At 75.9% G+C, this 15,064-nt stretch carries 11 protein-coding genes; 6 read left to right on the top strand and 5 right to left on the bottom strand.

Annotated features, from left to right (window positions below; translation table 11 throughout):
* Positions 1 to 28 precede the first annotated feature (28 nt).
* The 4 genes from WME83_RS43995 to WME83_RS43980 form a co-directional block, all read right to left on the bottom strand.
* Positions 29 to 1,603, bottom strand: a complete 1,575-nt coding sequence (locus WME83_RS43995) for a hypothetical protein (protein WP_437315683.1) — start codon at positions 1,601 to 1,603, stop codon at positions 29 to 31.
* Positions 1,561 to 1,944 (bottom strand): hypothetical protein, encoded by a 384-nt coding sequence (locus tag WME83_RS43990; protein WP_437315682.1) that lies wholly within the window; start codon positions 1,942 to 1,944, stop codon positions 1,561 to 1,563. The genes WME83_RS43995 and WME83_RS43990 overlap by 43 nt, the downstream gene beginning before the upstream one ends.
* Positions 1,944 to 4,415 (bottom strand): Hsp70 family protein, encoded by a 2,472-nt coding sequence (locus WME83_RS43985; protein ID WP_437315681.1) that lies wholly within the window; start codon positions 4,413 to 4,415, stop codon positions 1,944 to 1,946. The genes WME83_RS43990 and WME83_RS43985 overlap by 1 nt, the downstream gene beginning before the upstream one ends.
* A 157-nt stretch (positions 4,416 to 4,572) precedes the next feature.
* Positions 4,573 to 5,730, bottom strand: a complete 1,158-nt coding sequence (locus WME83_RS43980; RefSeq protein WP_437315680.1) for a CAP domain-containing protein — start codon at positions 5,728 to 5,730, stop codon at positions 4,573 to 4,575.
* A gap of 149 nt (positions 5,731 to 5,879) precedes the next feature.
* Here WME83_RS43980 and WME83_RS43975 point away from each other — a divergent pair, with 149 nt between their 5' ends.
* The 6 genes from WME83_RS43975 to WME83_RS43950 all read left to right on the top strand — a co-directional run bounded on the left by WME83_RS43975 (position 5,880) and on the right by WME83_RS43950 (position 12,944).
* Positions 5,880 to 7,355, top strand: a complete 1,476-nt coding sequence (locus WME83_RS43975; protein ID WP_061625132.1) for an MlaD family protein — start codon at positions 5,880 to 5,882, stop codon at positions 7,353 to 7,355.
* A 141-nt stretch (positions 7,356 to 7,496) separates the two neighbouring features.
* Positions 7,497 to 9,122, top strand: a complete 1,626-nt coding sequence (locus WME83_RS43970) for a multiheme c-type cytochrome (protein ID WP_437315679.1) — start codon at positions 7,497 to 7,499, stop codon at positions 9,120 to 9,122.
* Between the two features lie 167 nt (positions 9,123 to 9,289).
* On the top strand, positions 9,290 to 10,195 hold the full coding sequence (locus tag WME83_RS43965; protein WP_437315678.1) for an alpha/beta fold hydrolase: 906 nt from the start codon (positions 9,290 to 9,292) through the stop codon (positions 10,193 to 10,195).
* A gap of 348 nt (positions 10,196 to 10,543) precedes the next feature.
* Entirely contained in the window at positions 10,544 to 11,071 is a 528-nt protein-coding gene (locus WME83_RS43960; RefSeq protein WP_187345766.1) for a sigma-70 family RNA polymerase sigma factor, read from the top strand.
* Positions 11,068 to 11,604 carry a hypothetical protein gene (locus WME83_RS43955; RefSeq protein ID WP_437315677.1) on the top strand — a complete coding sequence of 179 codons (537 nt, stop codon included), beginning with the start codon at positions 11,068 to 11,070 and terminating at the stop codon, positions 11,602 to 11,604. Before WME83_RS43960 ends, WME83_RS43955 begins: the two co-directional genes overlap by 4 nt.
* The gene (locus WME83_RS43950) at positions 11,604 to 12,944 is read left to right on the top strand and encodes a hypothetical protein (RefSeq protein WP_437315676.1); all 1,341 of its coding nucleotides are present in this window, start codon (positions 11,604 to 11,606) and stop codon (positions 12,942 to 12,944) included. Before WME83_RS43955 ends, WME83_RS43950 begins: the two co-directional genes overlap by 1 nt.
* Positions 12,945 to 13,053: 109 nt before the next feature.
* On the opposite strand, the gene WME83_RS43945 is transcribed toward WME83_RS43950, so the two are convergent.
* On the bottom strand, positions 13,054 to 15,063 hold the full coding sequence (locus tag WME83_RS43945; protein WP_437315675.1) for a hypothetical protein: 2,010 nt from the start codon (positions 15,061 to 15,063) through the stop codon (positions 13,054 to 13,056).
* Between the last annotated feature and the right edge of the window lies 1 nt (position 15,064).

Genomic DNA, 15,064 nt, shown 5'->3' with positions numbered 1-15,064 from the left:
GCGCGCGCCGCGGGCGCCCTCTCCCGCGTCATACCCCGCACCCGACGTTGCCGCGCTGGAGCCCGGCGAGGCGCGCGTCCTCGAGCGCCTCGGCCTCGGCGAGGAGCCACCGGAACATCGCGTTCGCGATCGCCCGCTCCTTGCGCGCGTTGAACAGCCAGACGGCCGCGTGGCAGACGTCGGCGTGCACCTTGGGGAACGCGAGGCGGCGGAACTCCGGGCCGACGAGCGCCGCCGCGGCCTCGTACTGCGCGCGCAGCGAGATCCACTCGCGCCACTCCGAGAGCGCCGGCAGCTCGCGCTTCTCGTCGACGCGGCGGCGGAGGGCGTCGCACGCGAGCTCCACCTCGGACAGGAGCTCGTCCCGGAGGCGCCGGCGCGTGCGGCCGATCGTCCCGCCGAGATCGTCCCACGCCTCGCGCGGCACGCGCGCCGCCCGCAGCGCCGCCGCGAGGTCCTCCTCGACCGCGCGCGAGAGCGGGCCGAGCGCCGCCTGCGCGCCCGAGGCGCCGAGCAGCTGCGCGCGCTCGCGGAGCTCGGCCTGGGCGCGCTCGTCGTCGAGCGCCGCGTCCCACGCGCCGCCCAGCCGCCGGAGATCGTCGCCCGAGACCTTGCCGCGCGGCCGGAGCAGCATCGTCGCGTGGAGCAGCACCGCGCGGCTCCACAGGTCGCCCTCGGCGACCTTGGCGGCGCACGGCTCGGGCTCCTCCGGCTGCGGGGGCGGCGCGCCCTCGCCGGCGGCCAGGGCGCGGCGCACGAGCGGGAGCGTGGCGCGGCGATGGGGCGCGGCGAGCCAGCGGAGCCAGAGCTCGAGCGCGCCCGGCGCGGGCGCCTCCCCGAGCAGCCGCGCGGCGATGGCGCCGAGCAGCGCGAGCTCCCGGCCGCCGCCCTCGCGGGCGCGCTCGAGCGCGGCCGCCCAGTCGCCGCGCGAGGCCGCCTCGGCGGCGAGCCACCCGGCGGCGATGCGGCGGGCCTCGCGGGGGCAGGCGCGCTCGTCCAGGCCGGCGACGCTGTCGAAGAGCGCTCGCGCACCCTCCACGTCCCCGCGGCGCGCCGCGAGCATCGCGCCGGCGGCGATCCCCGCGCCGCGGAGCGGAACGGCGCTCGCCGGGGACGGCGCGGGCCCCGCTCCCGCGCGCTCGATCCGCTCGCTGACCCAGGCCTCCACCGCGGCGCCGGGCCTCCGCGCGCGGCAGAGCGCCCACGCGGCCGCGAGCGCCGCGCCGCCGCGCCGATCGGCGCGCCATGTCCAGTCCGACAGCCACGCGACGAAGTACGCGGCGCGCGGCAGCCCGAGCGGAATGAGCACGCCGCGCGCGACGAGCCAGGGCGCGAGGAGGAGCACGAGCGGCGCGAGCAGCAGCGCGCACCAGAGCTGGCCCACGGCAAGGCCGAGCGCGAGGACGAACGCGACCGGCACGAGGACGATGGTCATCGGGATGCGCCAGCTGCCCGAGCCGAGCACGAGCTCGCGCCACGACGCCTGGGGCGAGGCCCTCCGCGCGACCACCACGCCGATCGCCCGCAGCGCGATCGCGATGCCCAGGGCGGCGCCCCAGCTCACCGCGACCTCCAGCCGAGCGCGGACAGCGCGTCCGGCCACGGCGCGCGCGGATCCTCGCCGGGCGGCTCCGGCGGCGGCAGCTCGCCGAGGTCGTCGTCGAGGTCGTCCTTCGGCGGAGGCCTCGGGTCGAGCCGCGCCCAGACCTCGTGGGCGAGGCGCCGCTCCGGATCGCGGAGGGCGGCCATCGCCTGGCGCACCTTGTCGGCGGTCCGCGCGCCGGGGCCGACCGGCGTCGGGTAGGTCGCCGCGCTCGCGAGCTTGAGCTCGAGCATCCCGAGCAGCTTCTGCCCCTCGCGCTCGATCTCCGCGCGGCTCGCGGTCGGCCGCAGGCCGAGCACGTAGAACGGGTTGTCGCGGATGCGGCCGAGCGCGCCGTCCATCAGCGCACCCCCGACTCGTGGCCGAGCCTGCGCTTCTGCGCGTCGACCGGCAGGAGGCGCCAGATCTCCTCGGTGATCGCCCGCAGCGCGGCCGTGTCGCCGCGCTCCGCCGCGCCGCGCCCGTCGCGCACGAGCTTCTGCGCGCGGACCAGATCCGACGCCTGGTGCGCCTCGGAGGCGGCGTCCTCGAACATCCACACCCACGCCTTCGGGTGCCGCTGGAACGCCGCGCTGCTCAGGTTGCGGACGAGGCGGAGCTGCCGCTGGAGCTCGACCTGGTTCTTCTCGGCGCGCGCCCGCGCAACGCCCTGCGCGGCCTCCTCGAGGAGCGCCTTCTCGGTGCTCGACCCGAGCTGCGAGATCCACACCGACGCGTTCGCGACGGCGGCCTGGGCCTCGGCCTCGAGCTCCGGCCAGCGCTTGTCGGCCTCGGCCTGCTCGAGCAGGACGTCGAGCTCGAGCAGCGCGCGCCGCGCCTTCTGCCCGGCGTCGGCGTCGCCGCCGCGCGCCGCGGCCGCGTCGCGCTCCACCTCGGCGAGCGCGCACTCGACGTAGGTGACCTTGCCGAGCGCGTGCGGCGCGTTCCTGCGCAGGGCGCTCTCGCGCACCGAGGCGAGCCGCTCGCGCATGGCCGCGAGCGAGGCGTCGAGCACCTCGGGCGCCGCCTCGGGGACGAGCAGGTGCGCGACGCGCTCGAACACGAGCCCCTGCGACGGGATCAGCGCGCGCGCCGACAGGTGCCCGCCCCGATCGAGCTCGAGCGTGAGCTCGATCGCCGCGCCCGCGGGCAGGGCCTGGGTGAGCCCGCTCCCGTCGATCTCGAGGGTCCCGACCACGCGGCAGAGGTGGGCGACGTCGAGCTCGCCCTGGACGATGGGGATCTTCAGCACGCACGCGCTGGAGCCCTTCGGGACGCTCTCCACGCTGTGGTGCACGAACGTCCGCCGGGCCGGCAGCGGCGCGCCCCGCTCGAAGTAGACCCGCACCGAGTTGTCCGCGAGCGCGACCCCGACGGTGCGCGACAGCGGCGGATCGCTGATCGTGAGCCCCTGGACGATGGTGATCGACCGCGGGTGCACCGGCACCCTCGCGCCGCCGGCCGTGGTCGCCTCGACGCGGAACACGTTCGGCCGGCGCGGGAGCAGGTCGACGGTCACCACGAACGCCCCCTCGGCGTCGAGCGGCGCCTCGGCGCTCGTCCAGCCGTCGCCCTCGCGCGCGAGCCGGATCCGCTCGGGCGCGGGCCCCGGCCCCTCCACGACGCGGCCCACCACGTGGGGCGTGAGGTCGCTCGACATCGCCGGGTACTGGAGCCAGAGCCGGCGGCCCTCCTCCTTGGCGTCCTTGGCGGGCGCGAGCGAGGAGGCGCGCGCGTCGAGCCCGGCGGTCGCCGCGTAGATGGCGGCCCCCTGCGCGACGAGGGTCATCGGGTCGAGCCCCTCGCCGAACGGCGCGCCCAGCGCGCCCCGGACGCGCGCCCGCAGCGCCGGCATCACGGTCGGCCCGCCCACGAGCACGACGCGCGCGAGCTGCGACGCGTCGAGGCCGTGCGCCGCGAGGAGCCGCCGGCAGACCTCGATCGAGCGGTCGATGATCGGCGCGCAGAGCGCGTCGAGCGTGGACCGCCCGAGGACCAGATCGACGTCGACGTGCGCGCCGTCCACCTCGAACGCCCCGGGGATCGCGAGCGCCGCCTCGTCGGCGCGGGTGAGCTCGATCTTGACCTCCTCGACCGCGAGCTTGAGCTTGCGGAGCGCGGCCGCGTGCCGCGGATCGGCGCGGCTCACGGTGACGCCCTGGGTGCGCGCGATCTCGGCGAGCGCCCAGTCGACGATGGCCCAGTCGAAGTCGCGCCCGCCGAGGAAGTTGTCGCCGTCGTGCCCGACGACGCGGAGCAGCCCGTCGCGGGTCTCGAGCAGCGAGGCGTCGAACGTCCCGCCGCCGAGGTCGTAGACGAGCCAGCTGCCCGTGGACTCCTCGGCCGTCCAGCCGGCCGCGAGCGCCGAGGCCACCGGCTCCTGGATGAGCTCGACCCGCTCGAACCCCGCGAGCCGCGCCGCCTCCGAGGTCGCCGCGCTCTGGGGCAGCTCGAAGAGCGCGGGCACCGAGATCACCGCCGACGCGGGCAGGGCCCCGAGGTGCTCGGCGACGTCGGCGCGGAGCGAGCGGAGCACCTCGGCGGCGAGCTCCTCGGGCTTTTTCGTCACCTTCGCCGCGGCGAACTCGATCGGCTGGGCCGTCCCCATCAGCCGCTTGAACTCCGCGCGGGTGTTCTGCGGATCGCTCTCGAGGAACCGGCGCGCGCGCGCGCCGACCGTGGTCGTCCCGCGCGCGTCGATCCGCACCACGCTCGGGGTGAGCGTCGCGCCCTGGGAGTTCCTGACGAGGGTGACCTTCTCGCCGTCGAAGGCGGCCGCGGTCGAGTTCGTGGTGCCGAGGTCGATGCCTACGTAAAGCGGGCGTGCAGCCATCGGTGCAAGGATACACGCGCGGCACGGCGGCCGCCCGGGCGAGCCGCAGGAGCCGGCGCGGCGGTGAAGAGGCCGAGCGCCGGCTCGCGGACGCGCTGGCGGAGCTCGAGCGGCACCGGCGAGCGTACCGGCGGCGCCTGACGCCTGACGTCCGCGGTCACCCCGCGAACAGCTGCGTCACCCAGACCCGGCCGCTCGGGTCGCGCACGACGGCCACGCCGGTCCTCCCGTAGCGCCGGTCGAGCAGGTTGCCCCGGTGCGACGGGCTCGCCCAGATCGCGCGGTGCGCGCCCTCGGTCGTGCTCGAGCTGGCCACGTTCTCCCCCGCGATCGTCGCCCGGTAGCCGGCCGCCTTGAGGCGCACCGCCGGATCGCCCGAGCCCACGTCGTGGCCCACCATCTTCGCCTTGATCATCTCCTCGGAGTGCGACCGCGCCAGCGCGGTGAGCGCCGCGTCGCGCGCGAGCGCCGGCAGGCGCTCCGAGGCCCGCGCGGCGTTCATCATCCGCAGCATCGCGTCCTCGTCGCCCTGCGCCCCCTTCGCGGCCTCCTCGCCGGGCGCGGTCGCGCGGACGTACCGGCCCGGCGGGGCGCTCCCCGCGAAGATCATCGCCTCCAGCACGGGCCTCGGCCCCGTCGACACGGTGGCCAGCACCTGCACCAGCCAGCTCCCCGGCTGGTCGACCGCGAAGCTCGAGCGGAGCCGCGCACCCGACAGCGAGCTCAGCACCGTCTTGGGCGCGCCCCGCGGCCCCAGCAGCACCACCTTCACCGCGCTCGCCGGCACCCGCATCGTCCCCTCGAGGGTCACCCACTGCCCCACCCGCGCCGTCGTCGGCAGCGGCGACAGATCCGCGAGCGCGTCCACCCCGACCGCGGCCACGATCACCGTCCCATCCGGCTTCTTCGCCTGGGCCACCCCACATCGCCGCACCCCGAGCGTGGTCCAGCCCGCGATCCACCCGTCGAGCCGCGCCCCGACCTCGTCCGGCCCCAGCCCTCGGCCGGAGATCGACCAGCCCCTCGGCCACGCGTGCGGCGCGCCCGCGGCGCGCAGCGTGAAGGCGAGCTCGTCGGGCGGCATGATCTCCCCTCCCTGGAGCTGCCGTTCGACGTTGCGCCGGGCGACGGCGGCGAGCGCCGCGTCGGCGCTCCCGCAGCGCGCCGCGAGCGCGGCGACGTCCGGCGCGAGCGCCGCGGGCGGCTGCGGCGATCGCGTCGCCGCCTCCCACGTGAGCGCCGGCGGCTCCGCGGCTGCCGCCCCGGCGAAGGTGAGCGCCGCGACGAACACCCCTCTGGCCCACCACGACCGCATACGCCTCGGCTAGCAGGTTTCCGGACCTGGCGCCCGTCTCCTGCCCGCGCGCGCCTCTTCGCATCGGACCGCGGCGCGCCATCGCTCGCGTCGGGGAGAAAGCAGCGCGGTCCCGCGGTCGGCTCGTGCTACCGTGGCCCTCGCGCAGGATGGCTGAGGTCTCCAAGGCCGCGAAGGTCGGCGTCATGACGATCGTGCTCGCAGGCGCGGCCTACGGCGGCTACCGCTTCGTCTCGCGCGACGTGGGCGGCGGGAACGGCTACCGCGTCTGGGCCACGCTGCCGGACGCCATCGGCGTGTCCCCGCAATCGCGGGTGATGATCTCGGGCATCCAGGTCGGCGTCGTCGACAAGATCTCGCTCTACAACGGCCAGGCGCGCATCGACATCAAGATGAGCCCCGACGTCCCGCTCTACGAGGACGCGGCCATCGGCAAGCGCGCCACGAGCCTCATCGGCGAGTCGTTCGTCGTGCTCTCGCCCGGCACCGAGGGCAAGCCGCGCATCCCCGACGAGGGGAGGGTCCTCTATTACATCGATGAGCCGACGATCCAGTCGATGCAGGGGCAGGTCGCCGAGATCCTGAAGGACGTCAAGACCGTCACCGAGACGCTGAAGAACACCGTCGGCTCCGAGACCGGGCAGGAGCGGCTCGCGCAGATCCTCGACAACCTCGCGGACGTCACCGAGCAGATGAACGCGACCGTGCGCGAGAACCGCGCGGGCGTCACGCAGACGATCAACAACATCAACCAGATCACGGGCGAGTCGGGCCCGCGCCTGCGGGAGATCCTCCGCAACGTCGAGCAGGTGACCCGCGACATCCGCACGATGACGGCCGCGGCCGAGGTGCCCGGCCAGCAGGGCGGGCAGCCCGGCGAGCTCCGGCGCGCCGCCGAGCGGGTGGGGCGCGCGACCGAGAACCTCGAGTCGGCGCTGAAGCACGTGGACAGCATCGCCGCGCGCGTCGACCGCGGGGAGGGGACGCTCGGCCGCCTCACCAAGGACGAGACGCTGATCAACGAGGTCGAGACGGTCGTCGAGGACGTCGGCGAGCTCGTCGGCGGGATCAGCCGTTTCCAGACGGTGGTCGGGCTCCGGACCGACTACAACTTCCTGGCCAACACCATCAAGAGCTACGTCGAGCTCCGGCTCCAGCCGACCGAGGACAAGTACTACGTCGTCGAGCTGGTGAACGACCCGCGCGGCAAGACGGACTTCCAGCAGATCGACGTCGACACGACCAACATCAACGACCCGGCGCACTACCGCGAGGTCCGCACGATCACGACGAACGCCTTCCGCTTCTCGTTCCAGTTCGCGAAGCGGCTCGGCCCGTTCACGGGCCGGTTCGGCATCAAGGAGTCGACGGGCGGCCTCGGCCTCGATCTCCACCTGCTCGACGACCGGTTCGAGCTCCGGCAGGACCTCTTCGGCTTCGGCGAGGAGCTGTCGCCGCGCTGGCGGGTCGCGCTCGCGTACGAGTTCATCCGCAAGCTGTGGCTGCTCGGCGGCATGGACGACATCCTGAACACCGATCGCCGGGATTACTTCATCGGCCTGCAGCTCCGGTTCAACGACGCCGACCTGAAGACGGTCCTGCCCTTCGCTCCGTCGAGCTTCTGACCGTCCCCGGCCCGCCGCCGGCGCCTCGACACCGCCGCCGGCGCCTCGGCGCGGCCCCCGGCTCATGCGCCCGAGCCCGTGTGCTATAGCGCGGGCATGAAGCGCTCGCTTCTTCGCGGAGTGCGTCGGGGGTACGCGCTCTTGATCCCTTTCCTCGCGATCGCCGCGGCGGCCGGCGCGGCGGCCTGCCAGGGGTGCAAGGTCCCCGAGCAGGGCGCCGCGAGCGCGGAGGCGGACGCCGACGCGGGCGCGACCCGGCCGACGGTGCGGCTCTACGTGCTCAGCACCGTGGCCGGCGCGCTGGAGCCGTGCGGCTGCACGAAGGACCAGCTCGGGGGCATCGACCACCTCGCCGCCCTGATCGAGGGCCAGCGCGGCGAGGCGCCGGATCGCCTCGTGGTCGGCGCCGGGCCGCTGCTGTTCATGGAGCCGGAGGTGAAGCCGGAGCGCCGCACCCAGGACGCCTGGAAGGCCGAGGCGATGGCGCTGGCGGCGAAGGAGATCGGGCTCGCGGCGTGGGCGCCGGGCGAGAACGACTGGGCGCTCGGCGCCGAGGCGCTCGCGAAGTACCAGGAGCAGTCCGGGGCGGCCGTGCTCGCCAAGAACCTCGAGGGCGCGCAGGGCGTCCGGGGCGTCGTGGTGCGCGACGTCTCCGGCGTGAAGGTGGGCCTCATCGGCGTGAGCGACCCGAAGGGCCTCGCCGGCGCCTATCCCGACGGCGTCAAGGCCGGCTCGACGGTCGAGGCGGTGAAGGCGGGCGTCGAGGAGGCGAAGAAGCAGGGCGCGACGGTGTTCGTGGGGCTCGCCGCCTTGCCGCGGGGCGAGGCGCTGCGGCTCGCCGACAACGCGCCGGAGCTGCACGTGCTCGTGCTGGGCAAGCCCAGCGAGCGCGGGGACGTCAACGACGGCCCGAAGCCGCCGGTGCTCATCGGGACGACGCTGGTCGTCGAGACGCCGAACCACCTCCAGTCGGTGGCGGTCGTGGATCTCTTCGTCCGCGGCAAGGGCGACGGCCCGCTCGTGTTCGCGGACGCGGGCGGCGTCGCCAAGGCCGACGAGCTGATCAGCCTGTCGGGGCGGATCCGGGAGCTCGAGATCCGCCTCAACGGCTGGGAGGGCAGCAAGACGGTCTCCGCGAAGGACATCGCCGATCGGAAGGCCGATCTGGAGAAGCTCCGGGCCGAGAAGGCGCAGCTCGAGTCGGCGGAGACGAAGGTGACCGGCAGCTTCTTCCGCTACAGCTCGGTGGAGGTGCGCGAGAAGCTCGGGGCCGACAAGGACGTCGCCGGGCAGCTCCTCGCCTATTACAAGCGGGTCAACGCCCACAACAAGGAGGCGTTCGCGGATCGCGTCCCCGAGCCGCCGGCGAAGGGCGAGGCCAGCTACATCGGCATCGACGCCTGCACGAACTGCCACGACGAGGAGCGCAAGGTCTTCGACGGCACCGCGCACGCGCGGGCCTACGCGACGCTGCAGCAGGACTTCAAGGAGTACAACCTCGACTGCGTGAGCTGTCACGTGACCGGCTACGGCAAGCCGGGCGGCTCCACGGTGACGCACAACGCTTCCCTCCAGAACGTGCAGTGCGAGGAGTGTCACGGCCCGGGCTCGCTGCACGCGAAGGATCCCGAGAAGAAGGGGCTCATCGTGCTCTCGCCCCCGCCCCAGAGCTGCGTCACGCAGTGCCACCACCCGCCGCACGTCGAGGGGTTCGAGCCCATGGCCAAGATGCAGCTCATCCTCGGGCCCGGGCACGGCCGGGACTGACGCAGGCCCGGGGGGCATGCCCCGGTGCTGACGCAGGCCCGGGCACGGCCCCGGTGCTCGCGCAGGCCCGGGCAACAGCCGATGCCGACGCAGGGGCGGGCGCGCGGCGGCGCCCCTCTCGGCTGCGGCATTTCCGCGCCGTATCGTTCGCGCTACGGGGAGCGCCCGTGACGAATGTCCACGCCGTCGTCTCCCGCCTGGGCCCGGCCGAGCGCGCGATCCTCGCGGAGCTCGCCGCCGGCGAGCCGCCGTTCGCCGTGCACCGCCGCGCCGCGCTGAGCTCGACGCTCCGCTACCTGGAGGGCGGCCGCGGCTCGCCCGTGGTCCTGCTGCACGGCCGCGGCAACGCCGCGACGACGTGGTTCCCGCTGCTCCCCGAGCTCGCGCGTCGCCACCGCGTCATCGCCGTGGATCTGCCGGGCTTCGGTCACGCCTCGTCGCCGCCGTTCGAGGGCGGGGGCTTCGAGGAGGGCCTCCGCTTCTTCGCCGATCCGGTCGAGGAGCTCCTCCTCGAGCTGGATCTCGGCGACGCCGCGCTCGTCGGCCACTCGCTCGGCGGGCTGGTCGCGGCGGAGATCGCGCTCCGCAAGCGCGCGCGCCCGCGGAAGCTCGTGCTCATCGGCGCAATGGGGGTCGGGCCGGTCATGACCGCCTGGAGCCGCGCTTACTTCCGCGCCCCGCCGGAGCGCCTGATGCGGGTGCTCGGCAAGGCGCTCTTCCGCCGCATCCGCCCCCCGCAGCCAACGCCGCGCGGCGAGCGCCTCGCGGCGTTGCACGGCGAGCTCTACGCCGTGCCCGACGGCCGGGTCGCCCCTGTCGCCGCGTTCAACGCGCTCTTCCCCGCCGTCGGCCCGGTGCCCCATCGCCTCCCGCGGCTCGGCGAGATCGACGCGGAGACGCTGGTGCTCTGGGGCGAGCGCGACGACGTGTTCCCGGCGCCGCTCGGCATCGCCGCGGCCGCCGCGATCCCCCGCGCCACGCTGCGCCTCGTGCCGCTCGGCCACGCGCCCCACCTGGAAGACCCGGCGCTCGTCCTTCCCGAACTCCTCGAATTCCTTGCGCCCGGAGCCTAGGGCGGCCGTCCAGGAACCGAGGTTGGCCGTCCAGGAACCGCGGCCGGCCGTCCAGGAACCGCGGCCGGCCGTCCAGGAACCGCGGCCGGCCGTCCAGGAACCGCGGCCGGCCGTCCAGGAACCGCGGCCGGCCGTCCAGGAACCGAGGTTGGCCGTCCAGGAACCGAGGTGGGGCTCGGTCGGGCCGCGGCGGCCCTCGGCCATCGCGATGCTGCTGGCGCGTTCTCGACCAGCCTGTGAAATTTGGGGGAGGGCTCGCGCGAATTGTCTGGGTCCAGCATGATTCCAGTGGCCACGCCGCCGTGTCCCCAAGCGTCCGACGGGCTCCCCGCGGCGTCGCTTGTGACGGTGGGGGCGTCTCTCGACGAGACCGCCGCCCTGCGGCCGGTGGTGCGCGCGGCGATCGCCTGCGTGCTCGGGGAGCGGTCCGATCACCCCGACGTCGAGGATTGCACCCACGAGGCGCTCGCCCGGGCCCTCGAGGGGCGCAGCCGCCTGCGCGACGGCGAGCCGCTGCGCCCGTGGGTGCTCGGGATCGCGCGCCACGTGGCGCTCGACGTGCTGCGCCGCCGCCGCCGCACGCGGCGCGCCGAGGCGCTCCCGGAGGCGAGCGCCGAGGAGCAGCGCGAGCTCCTCGACTCGGTGGAGGACCCGGCGCCCGGGCCCGAGGAGCGCGCCGCCCAGACCGAGCGCGCCCGCCGGATCGAGCTGGCGCTGCAGAAGCTGGCCGAGCCCCAGCGCCGCGCGCTCCTCGCCTTCCATGTCGAAGGCCTCAACTACCAGCAGATATCGCGCCGGCTCGACATCCCGCTCGGGACGGTGGCGACGTGGATCGCGCGCGGCAGGCGCTGCCTCGCCGAGGCGCTCGGAGAGTGACGATGCAAGACGACGACAGGCTCGCGCCCGACCTCGTGTGGCAGTCCAACGGTCACCTCACCGAGATAGCGCTCACCGCGCTGGGCGACGGCGAGGGGGCCCTCCTGCCCGAGGGCGCGCTCGAGCATGCCGCGTGCTGCCAGAGCTGCTCCGCAGAGCTCGGCCAGGCGGCGCTCCTGTCGCTCCGCGCGGGGGAGCTCCTGCGCGCGCAGGCGGCGCACGGTTGCGCGAGGGACACCGCCGCGCCGCGCGCGCCGCTGCCGGTCCCGGCGCTCGCGTTCGCCCTGGCGATCTCGGCGCTCGGCGCGGCGCCGTCGCTCGTGGCCGGGGCGGGCGGCCTGCGGGAGAGCTGGGCGGGGCTCTGGCACGCCTGCGCGGTGGTGGTGAGGATCGGCTGCGCCGTCGCCGGGAGCGGGGCCCTGTCCGGCTGGCTCACGGCGCTGCCGTGGCTCTCGGCGGCCTTGCTCGTGATCGTGGGGGCTTATGTCGCGTGGACCAGGGGAAAGCAGCTCTCGCTGAACGGAGGGATCTGATGCGCACCGTCTCGACTCGTCTCGTCTCCTCGCGCCTCGCCGCCGCCGCGCTGGGCGCCGCGCTGGGGGCCTCGGCCAGCGGCGCGGCCAGGGCGGAGATCCTCCGCAAGGGGTCCTGGCCAGACGTCGAGCCGAAGGTCAGCGTCGAGGTGAGCAACGAGCCGCGCAACGAGGCGCTCAAGCGCGTCGCCCAGGCCGCCGGGTGGAGCCTCGTGCTCAACGTGCCGCCCGGCAACGCCGTCGACCTCCACGTCCAGGACCAGCCGGCGGACCGGGTGCTGGAGCTGCTGCTCGCCGACGGGAGCTACGTCGCGACCCGCGACGGCGACCTGATCGCGATCGCCCCGGCCCCCGCGGCGCCGTACCCGGCCTCGGCGGCGCCGGCCCCGGAGATGCCCGCGGTCGGGTCCCCGCCGGCGCCCTCGCCCGCGGCGTCGCCCGACGACGCCGAGGACGAGGACGCCGAGGAGGCGCGGCCCTCGTCGCGCGGCCGGGACCGGTTCGTGACCGGCGGGAGCCTCCGGATCGAGAAGGGCGAGGTGGTCAACGACGTGTCGGTGATCGGCGGCTCGCTCGACGTGTGGGGCACGGTCACGGGCGACATCGACGTGATGGGCGGCTCCACGCACATCCACGAGGGCGCGCGCGTGCGCGGCGACGTGTCGACGGTGGGCGGCCCGCTCACCGTGGCCGACGGCGCCAGCATCGACGGCGACGTCGACGTCGTGGGCGGCCCGCTCCGGCGGGGTGAGCGCGCGCGCATCCGCGGCGACGTGAACAACGACGCGAACCCGATGGGCGACGACGGATCGAGCGCGAAGGGCGCGTCCACGCTGGCGCGCGAGGCCGGCAACGCGGTGACGCGCACGGCGTTCCTGTTCGCCTTCGGCGCGGTGATGCTGGCGCTCTGGCCGCGGCGCATGGAGGCGCTCAAGGTCGAGATCGCCGCCCGGCCGATGCGATCGTTCGCGCTCGGCGTGGTGGGCGTCCTCGGCGCCGTCGCGGTCGCCGCCGCCCTGTGCGTCACGCTGATCGGCATCCCGTTCGCGGTGATCGGCCTGCTGCTCGCCGTCGTCGCCGTGGTCGCGGGCGGCTGCGCCGTGCTCGAGACCGCGGGGGCGGGGCTCTTCGGTCACCGGACCAGGAACCCCTACGCGCACCTCGCCATCGGCTGCCTCGGCCTGCTGATCGTCAGCGGGATCCCCTACGTCGGCGGCGCGCTCTGCGCGGCCGTCGCGCTGATCGGCGCCGGCGCGCTCGTCGCCACCCGTCTCGCGGGGCTCCTCCGGCCGCGGCCGCGCGGGGAGGGGGCGGCGGGCCCCTACCGCACGGCGCCTTGACGGCCCCGCGCGGCGCGCCGGCTCGACGGTCCGCGCGGCGCGCCGCGTTGACGGGCCCGCGCGGCGCGCCGGCCTGCGCCGACCCGGGTCGCCCCGGGGCCGCGGCCGCTCAGTGCACGCCGCCGACGAGCCACGCCTGCGCCGGGACGAGCACCTCTTCGGGGGAGCCTCCGCCCTGCGACGCCGGGCCGGTCGCGGTGCCGTCGCCCATGGGCGTCATGCGGAACCCGTGATCGCCGAAGACGAGCAGCAGGGTCCGCGGCGGCAGGCTGGCCATGAACCGCGCGACCACGTCGGCGACCTCCTCCGCGATCGCCTCGATCCGCTCGGCGAACGGCGGCCCCGCGGCGCGCAGGCGCGCCTCCACGAGATCGAGCTTCATCAGCTCGCGCGACCCGACCCGCTCGCGCCGCAGGGTCGCGACGGCGCGGCCGCGGGCGATGGCGGGCTCCGCCTCGCTCGGGGGCATCGTCTCGCGGAGCCCGTCCGGCCCGCGGGCGAGCAGCGAGATCTGCGCCGTCGTGGTGGGCGGCAGCGCCGCCCAGAGCAGCGAGCGCTCCACCAGGATCGCGCGATCCATCATGATCTCCTTCAGGTGGGCGGCGACGCGCTCGCCGAGGTCGAAGCGCATCGCGTCGACGAGCAGGAGCTTCACCCCGCGCGCCCCGTTGAGGCGGGCGATGCGGGCGGCGATGTCCGGGGCGTCGAACACCATGGGCGGCCGCTTGCCGGTCACGCGCAGCGCCGAGAACGCCTCGCGGTAGCTGTGCTCGAAGCTGGTCCTCCAGCTGTCGACAACGCCCCGCACGGCCGCGTCCGTCTCGCCCGCGAGCGTCGCGCCGAGGAGCGGCGTGTAGTGGGTCGCGAACAGCTGCTCGATGACCCGGACCGGCTTCGGACCGCGGGCGTTGTCGAGCTCGACGGCGAGCGCTCGCCACTCGGCCGCGCTGAGGATCCGGTTGCGCGGCGCCTTCCGCTCCCTGCGCGTCGGCGGCAGCGCGTCGTTGTCCGGGTGGGCGGCCTCGGCGACCGGCGCGATGGGTGCGGCGGGCGCGATGGGCGCGACCGGCGCCGCGGGCGCGGCCTCGTGCGCGGCTCGTGGCGGCCTGAGCGTGGTCCCCGCGCCCTCGATCGCAGCGCCAGGATGGGCGGGCGGCGCGCCCGGATCGGCGGGCGCCACACCCGGGTCGACGCTGGCCAGGGCCATCGCCAGCGTCTCGTTCGCAGCGGGCGGCGAGCCCGACCCCTGCGCCGGCGCGGCGCCGGGGCCTCTCCCGGGGGCGAGGACGGCCGCCGGTGCGTCCGGGCGGCGGATCCTCGACGAGCGGGGGGGCAGCACGCCGCGCGGCCTCGCCTCGGTCCGCCCCTCGGCGGCGGCGGGCGCCGCGGGCGCCGCGGGCGGCTCGGAGGCCGCCGGCTCGGCCGGGGGCGCCTCGTCCGGGGCGGGCGCGGCGGCGCTCGGCTGCGTCGGCCGGATGGGCCGCTCGGGCTCGCGCGCGGCGAGGCCGCGCTCGGGCTCGCGCGCGGCGAGGCTGCGCTCCGGCTCGCGCGCGGCGAGGCCGCGCGTCTGCGCGCGAATGTGGGAGGCGGCGCCGTGCCCGTCGGGCGCGTTCCTCTCGACGAGGTCCGCGAGGGGCACCGGCGCGAGCACCTGCGCGGACCTGTCGCCCTCATCGAACACGAGGGCGACGGGCGCCTCGCGCGCCGCGCCGAGCCACGCGACGAGCGTCGCGCTGTCCTCCGGGTGCAGCGCGCCCCGCGCGCCCCCGGCGAGCCGTGGCAGGCCGACGGCGAGCCCCGCGGCGCCGAGCGCCCTCGCGCGGAAGACCTGGTCGGCGATCACCGCCTCGAGCGGGGCGCCTTCCTGGACCCGCGGCGGCAGCGCGCCGCGCATGGCCAGCGCGAGCTCGACGGCCTCGTCGAGCGCGGCGCGGAGCTGCCCGTCCTGCGCCGCCGGGGCGCTCGTCCAGAGGAAGCGCCGCGCCCTGAGCTCGCGCTCGGCGTCGGCGCCCTGCCCGCTCGCGGCGAAGCGGGCTAGTCCGGACGGGGGCACAGGGGGGGACGGCGGTCGGCCCTCCTCGGAGGCAACGTCGAGGCGGGAGACAGGATCGAGGCGCATC

Source organism: Sorangium sp. So ce385, assembly GCF_051474135.1.
GTDB lineage: Bacteria > Myxococcota_A > Polyangia > Polyangiales > Polyangiaceae > Sorangium > Sorangium cellulosum_D.
Note: the sequence above shows the minus strand (reverse complement) of the source record. Positions and strands in the feature narration are given on the sequence as shown.

Excerpts from the sequence above, each read along its gene's own strand:
- WME83_RS43990 (WP_437315682.1), bottom strand. The coding sequence starts at position 1,944 with ATGGACGGCGCGCTCGGCCGCATCCGCGACAACCCGTTCTACGTGCTC.
- WME83_RS43985 (WP_437315681.1), bottom strand. The coding sequence starts at position 4,415 with ATGGCTGCACGCCCGCTTTACGTAGGCATCGACCTCGGCACCACGAAC.
- WME83_RS43980 (WP_437315680.1), bottom strand. The coding sequence starts at position 5,730 with ATGCGGTCGTGGTGGGCCAGAGGGGTGTTCGTCGCGGCGCTCACCTTC.
- WME83_RS43975 (WP_061625132.1), top strand. The coding sequence starts at position 5,880 with ATGGCTGAGGTCTCCAAGGCCGCGAAGGTCGGCGTCATGACGATCGTG.
- WME83_RS43950 (WP_437315676.1), top strand. The coding sequence starts at position 11,604 with ATGCGCACCGTCTCGACTCGTCTCGTCTCCTCGCGCCTCGCCGCCGCC.
- WME83_RS43945 (WP_437315675.1), bottom strand. The coding sequence starts at position 15,063 with ATGCGCCTCGATCCTGTCTCCCGCCTCGACGTTGCCTCCGAGGAGGGC.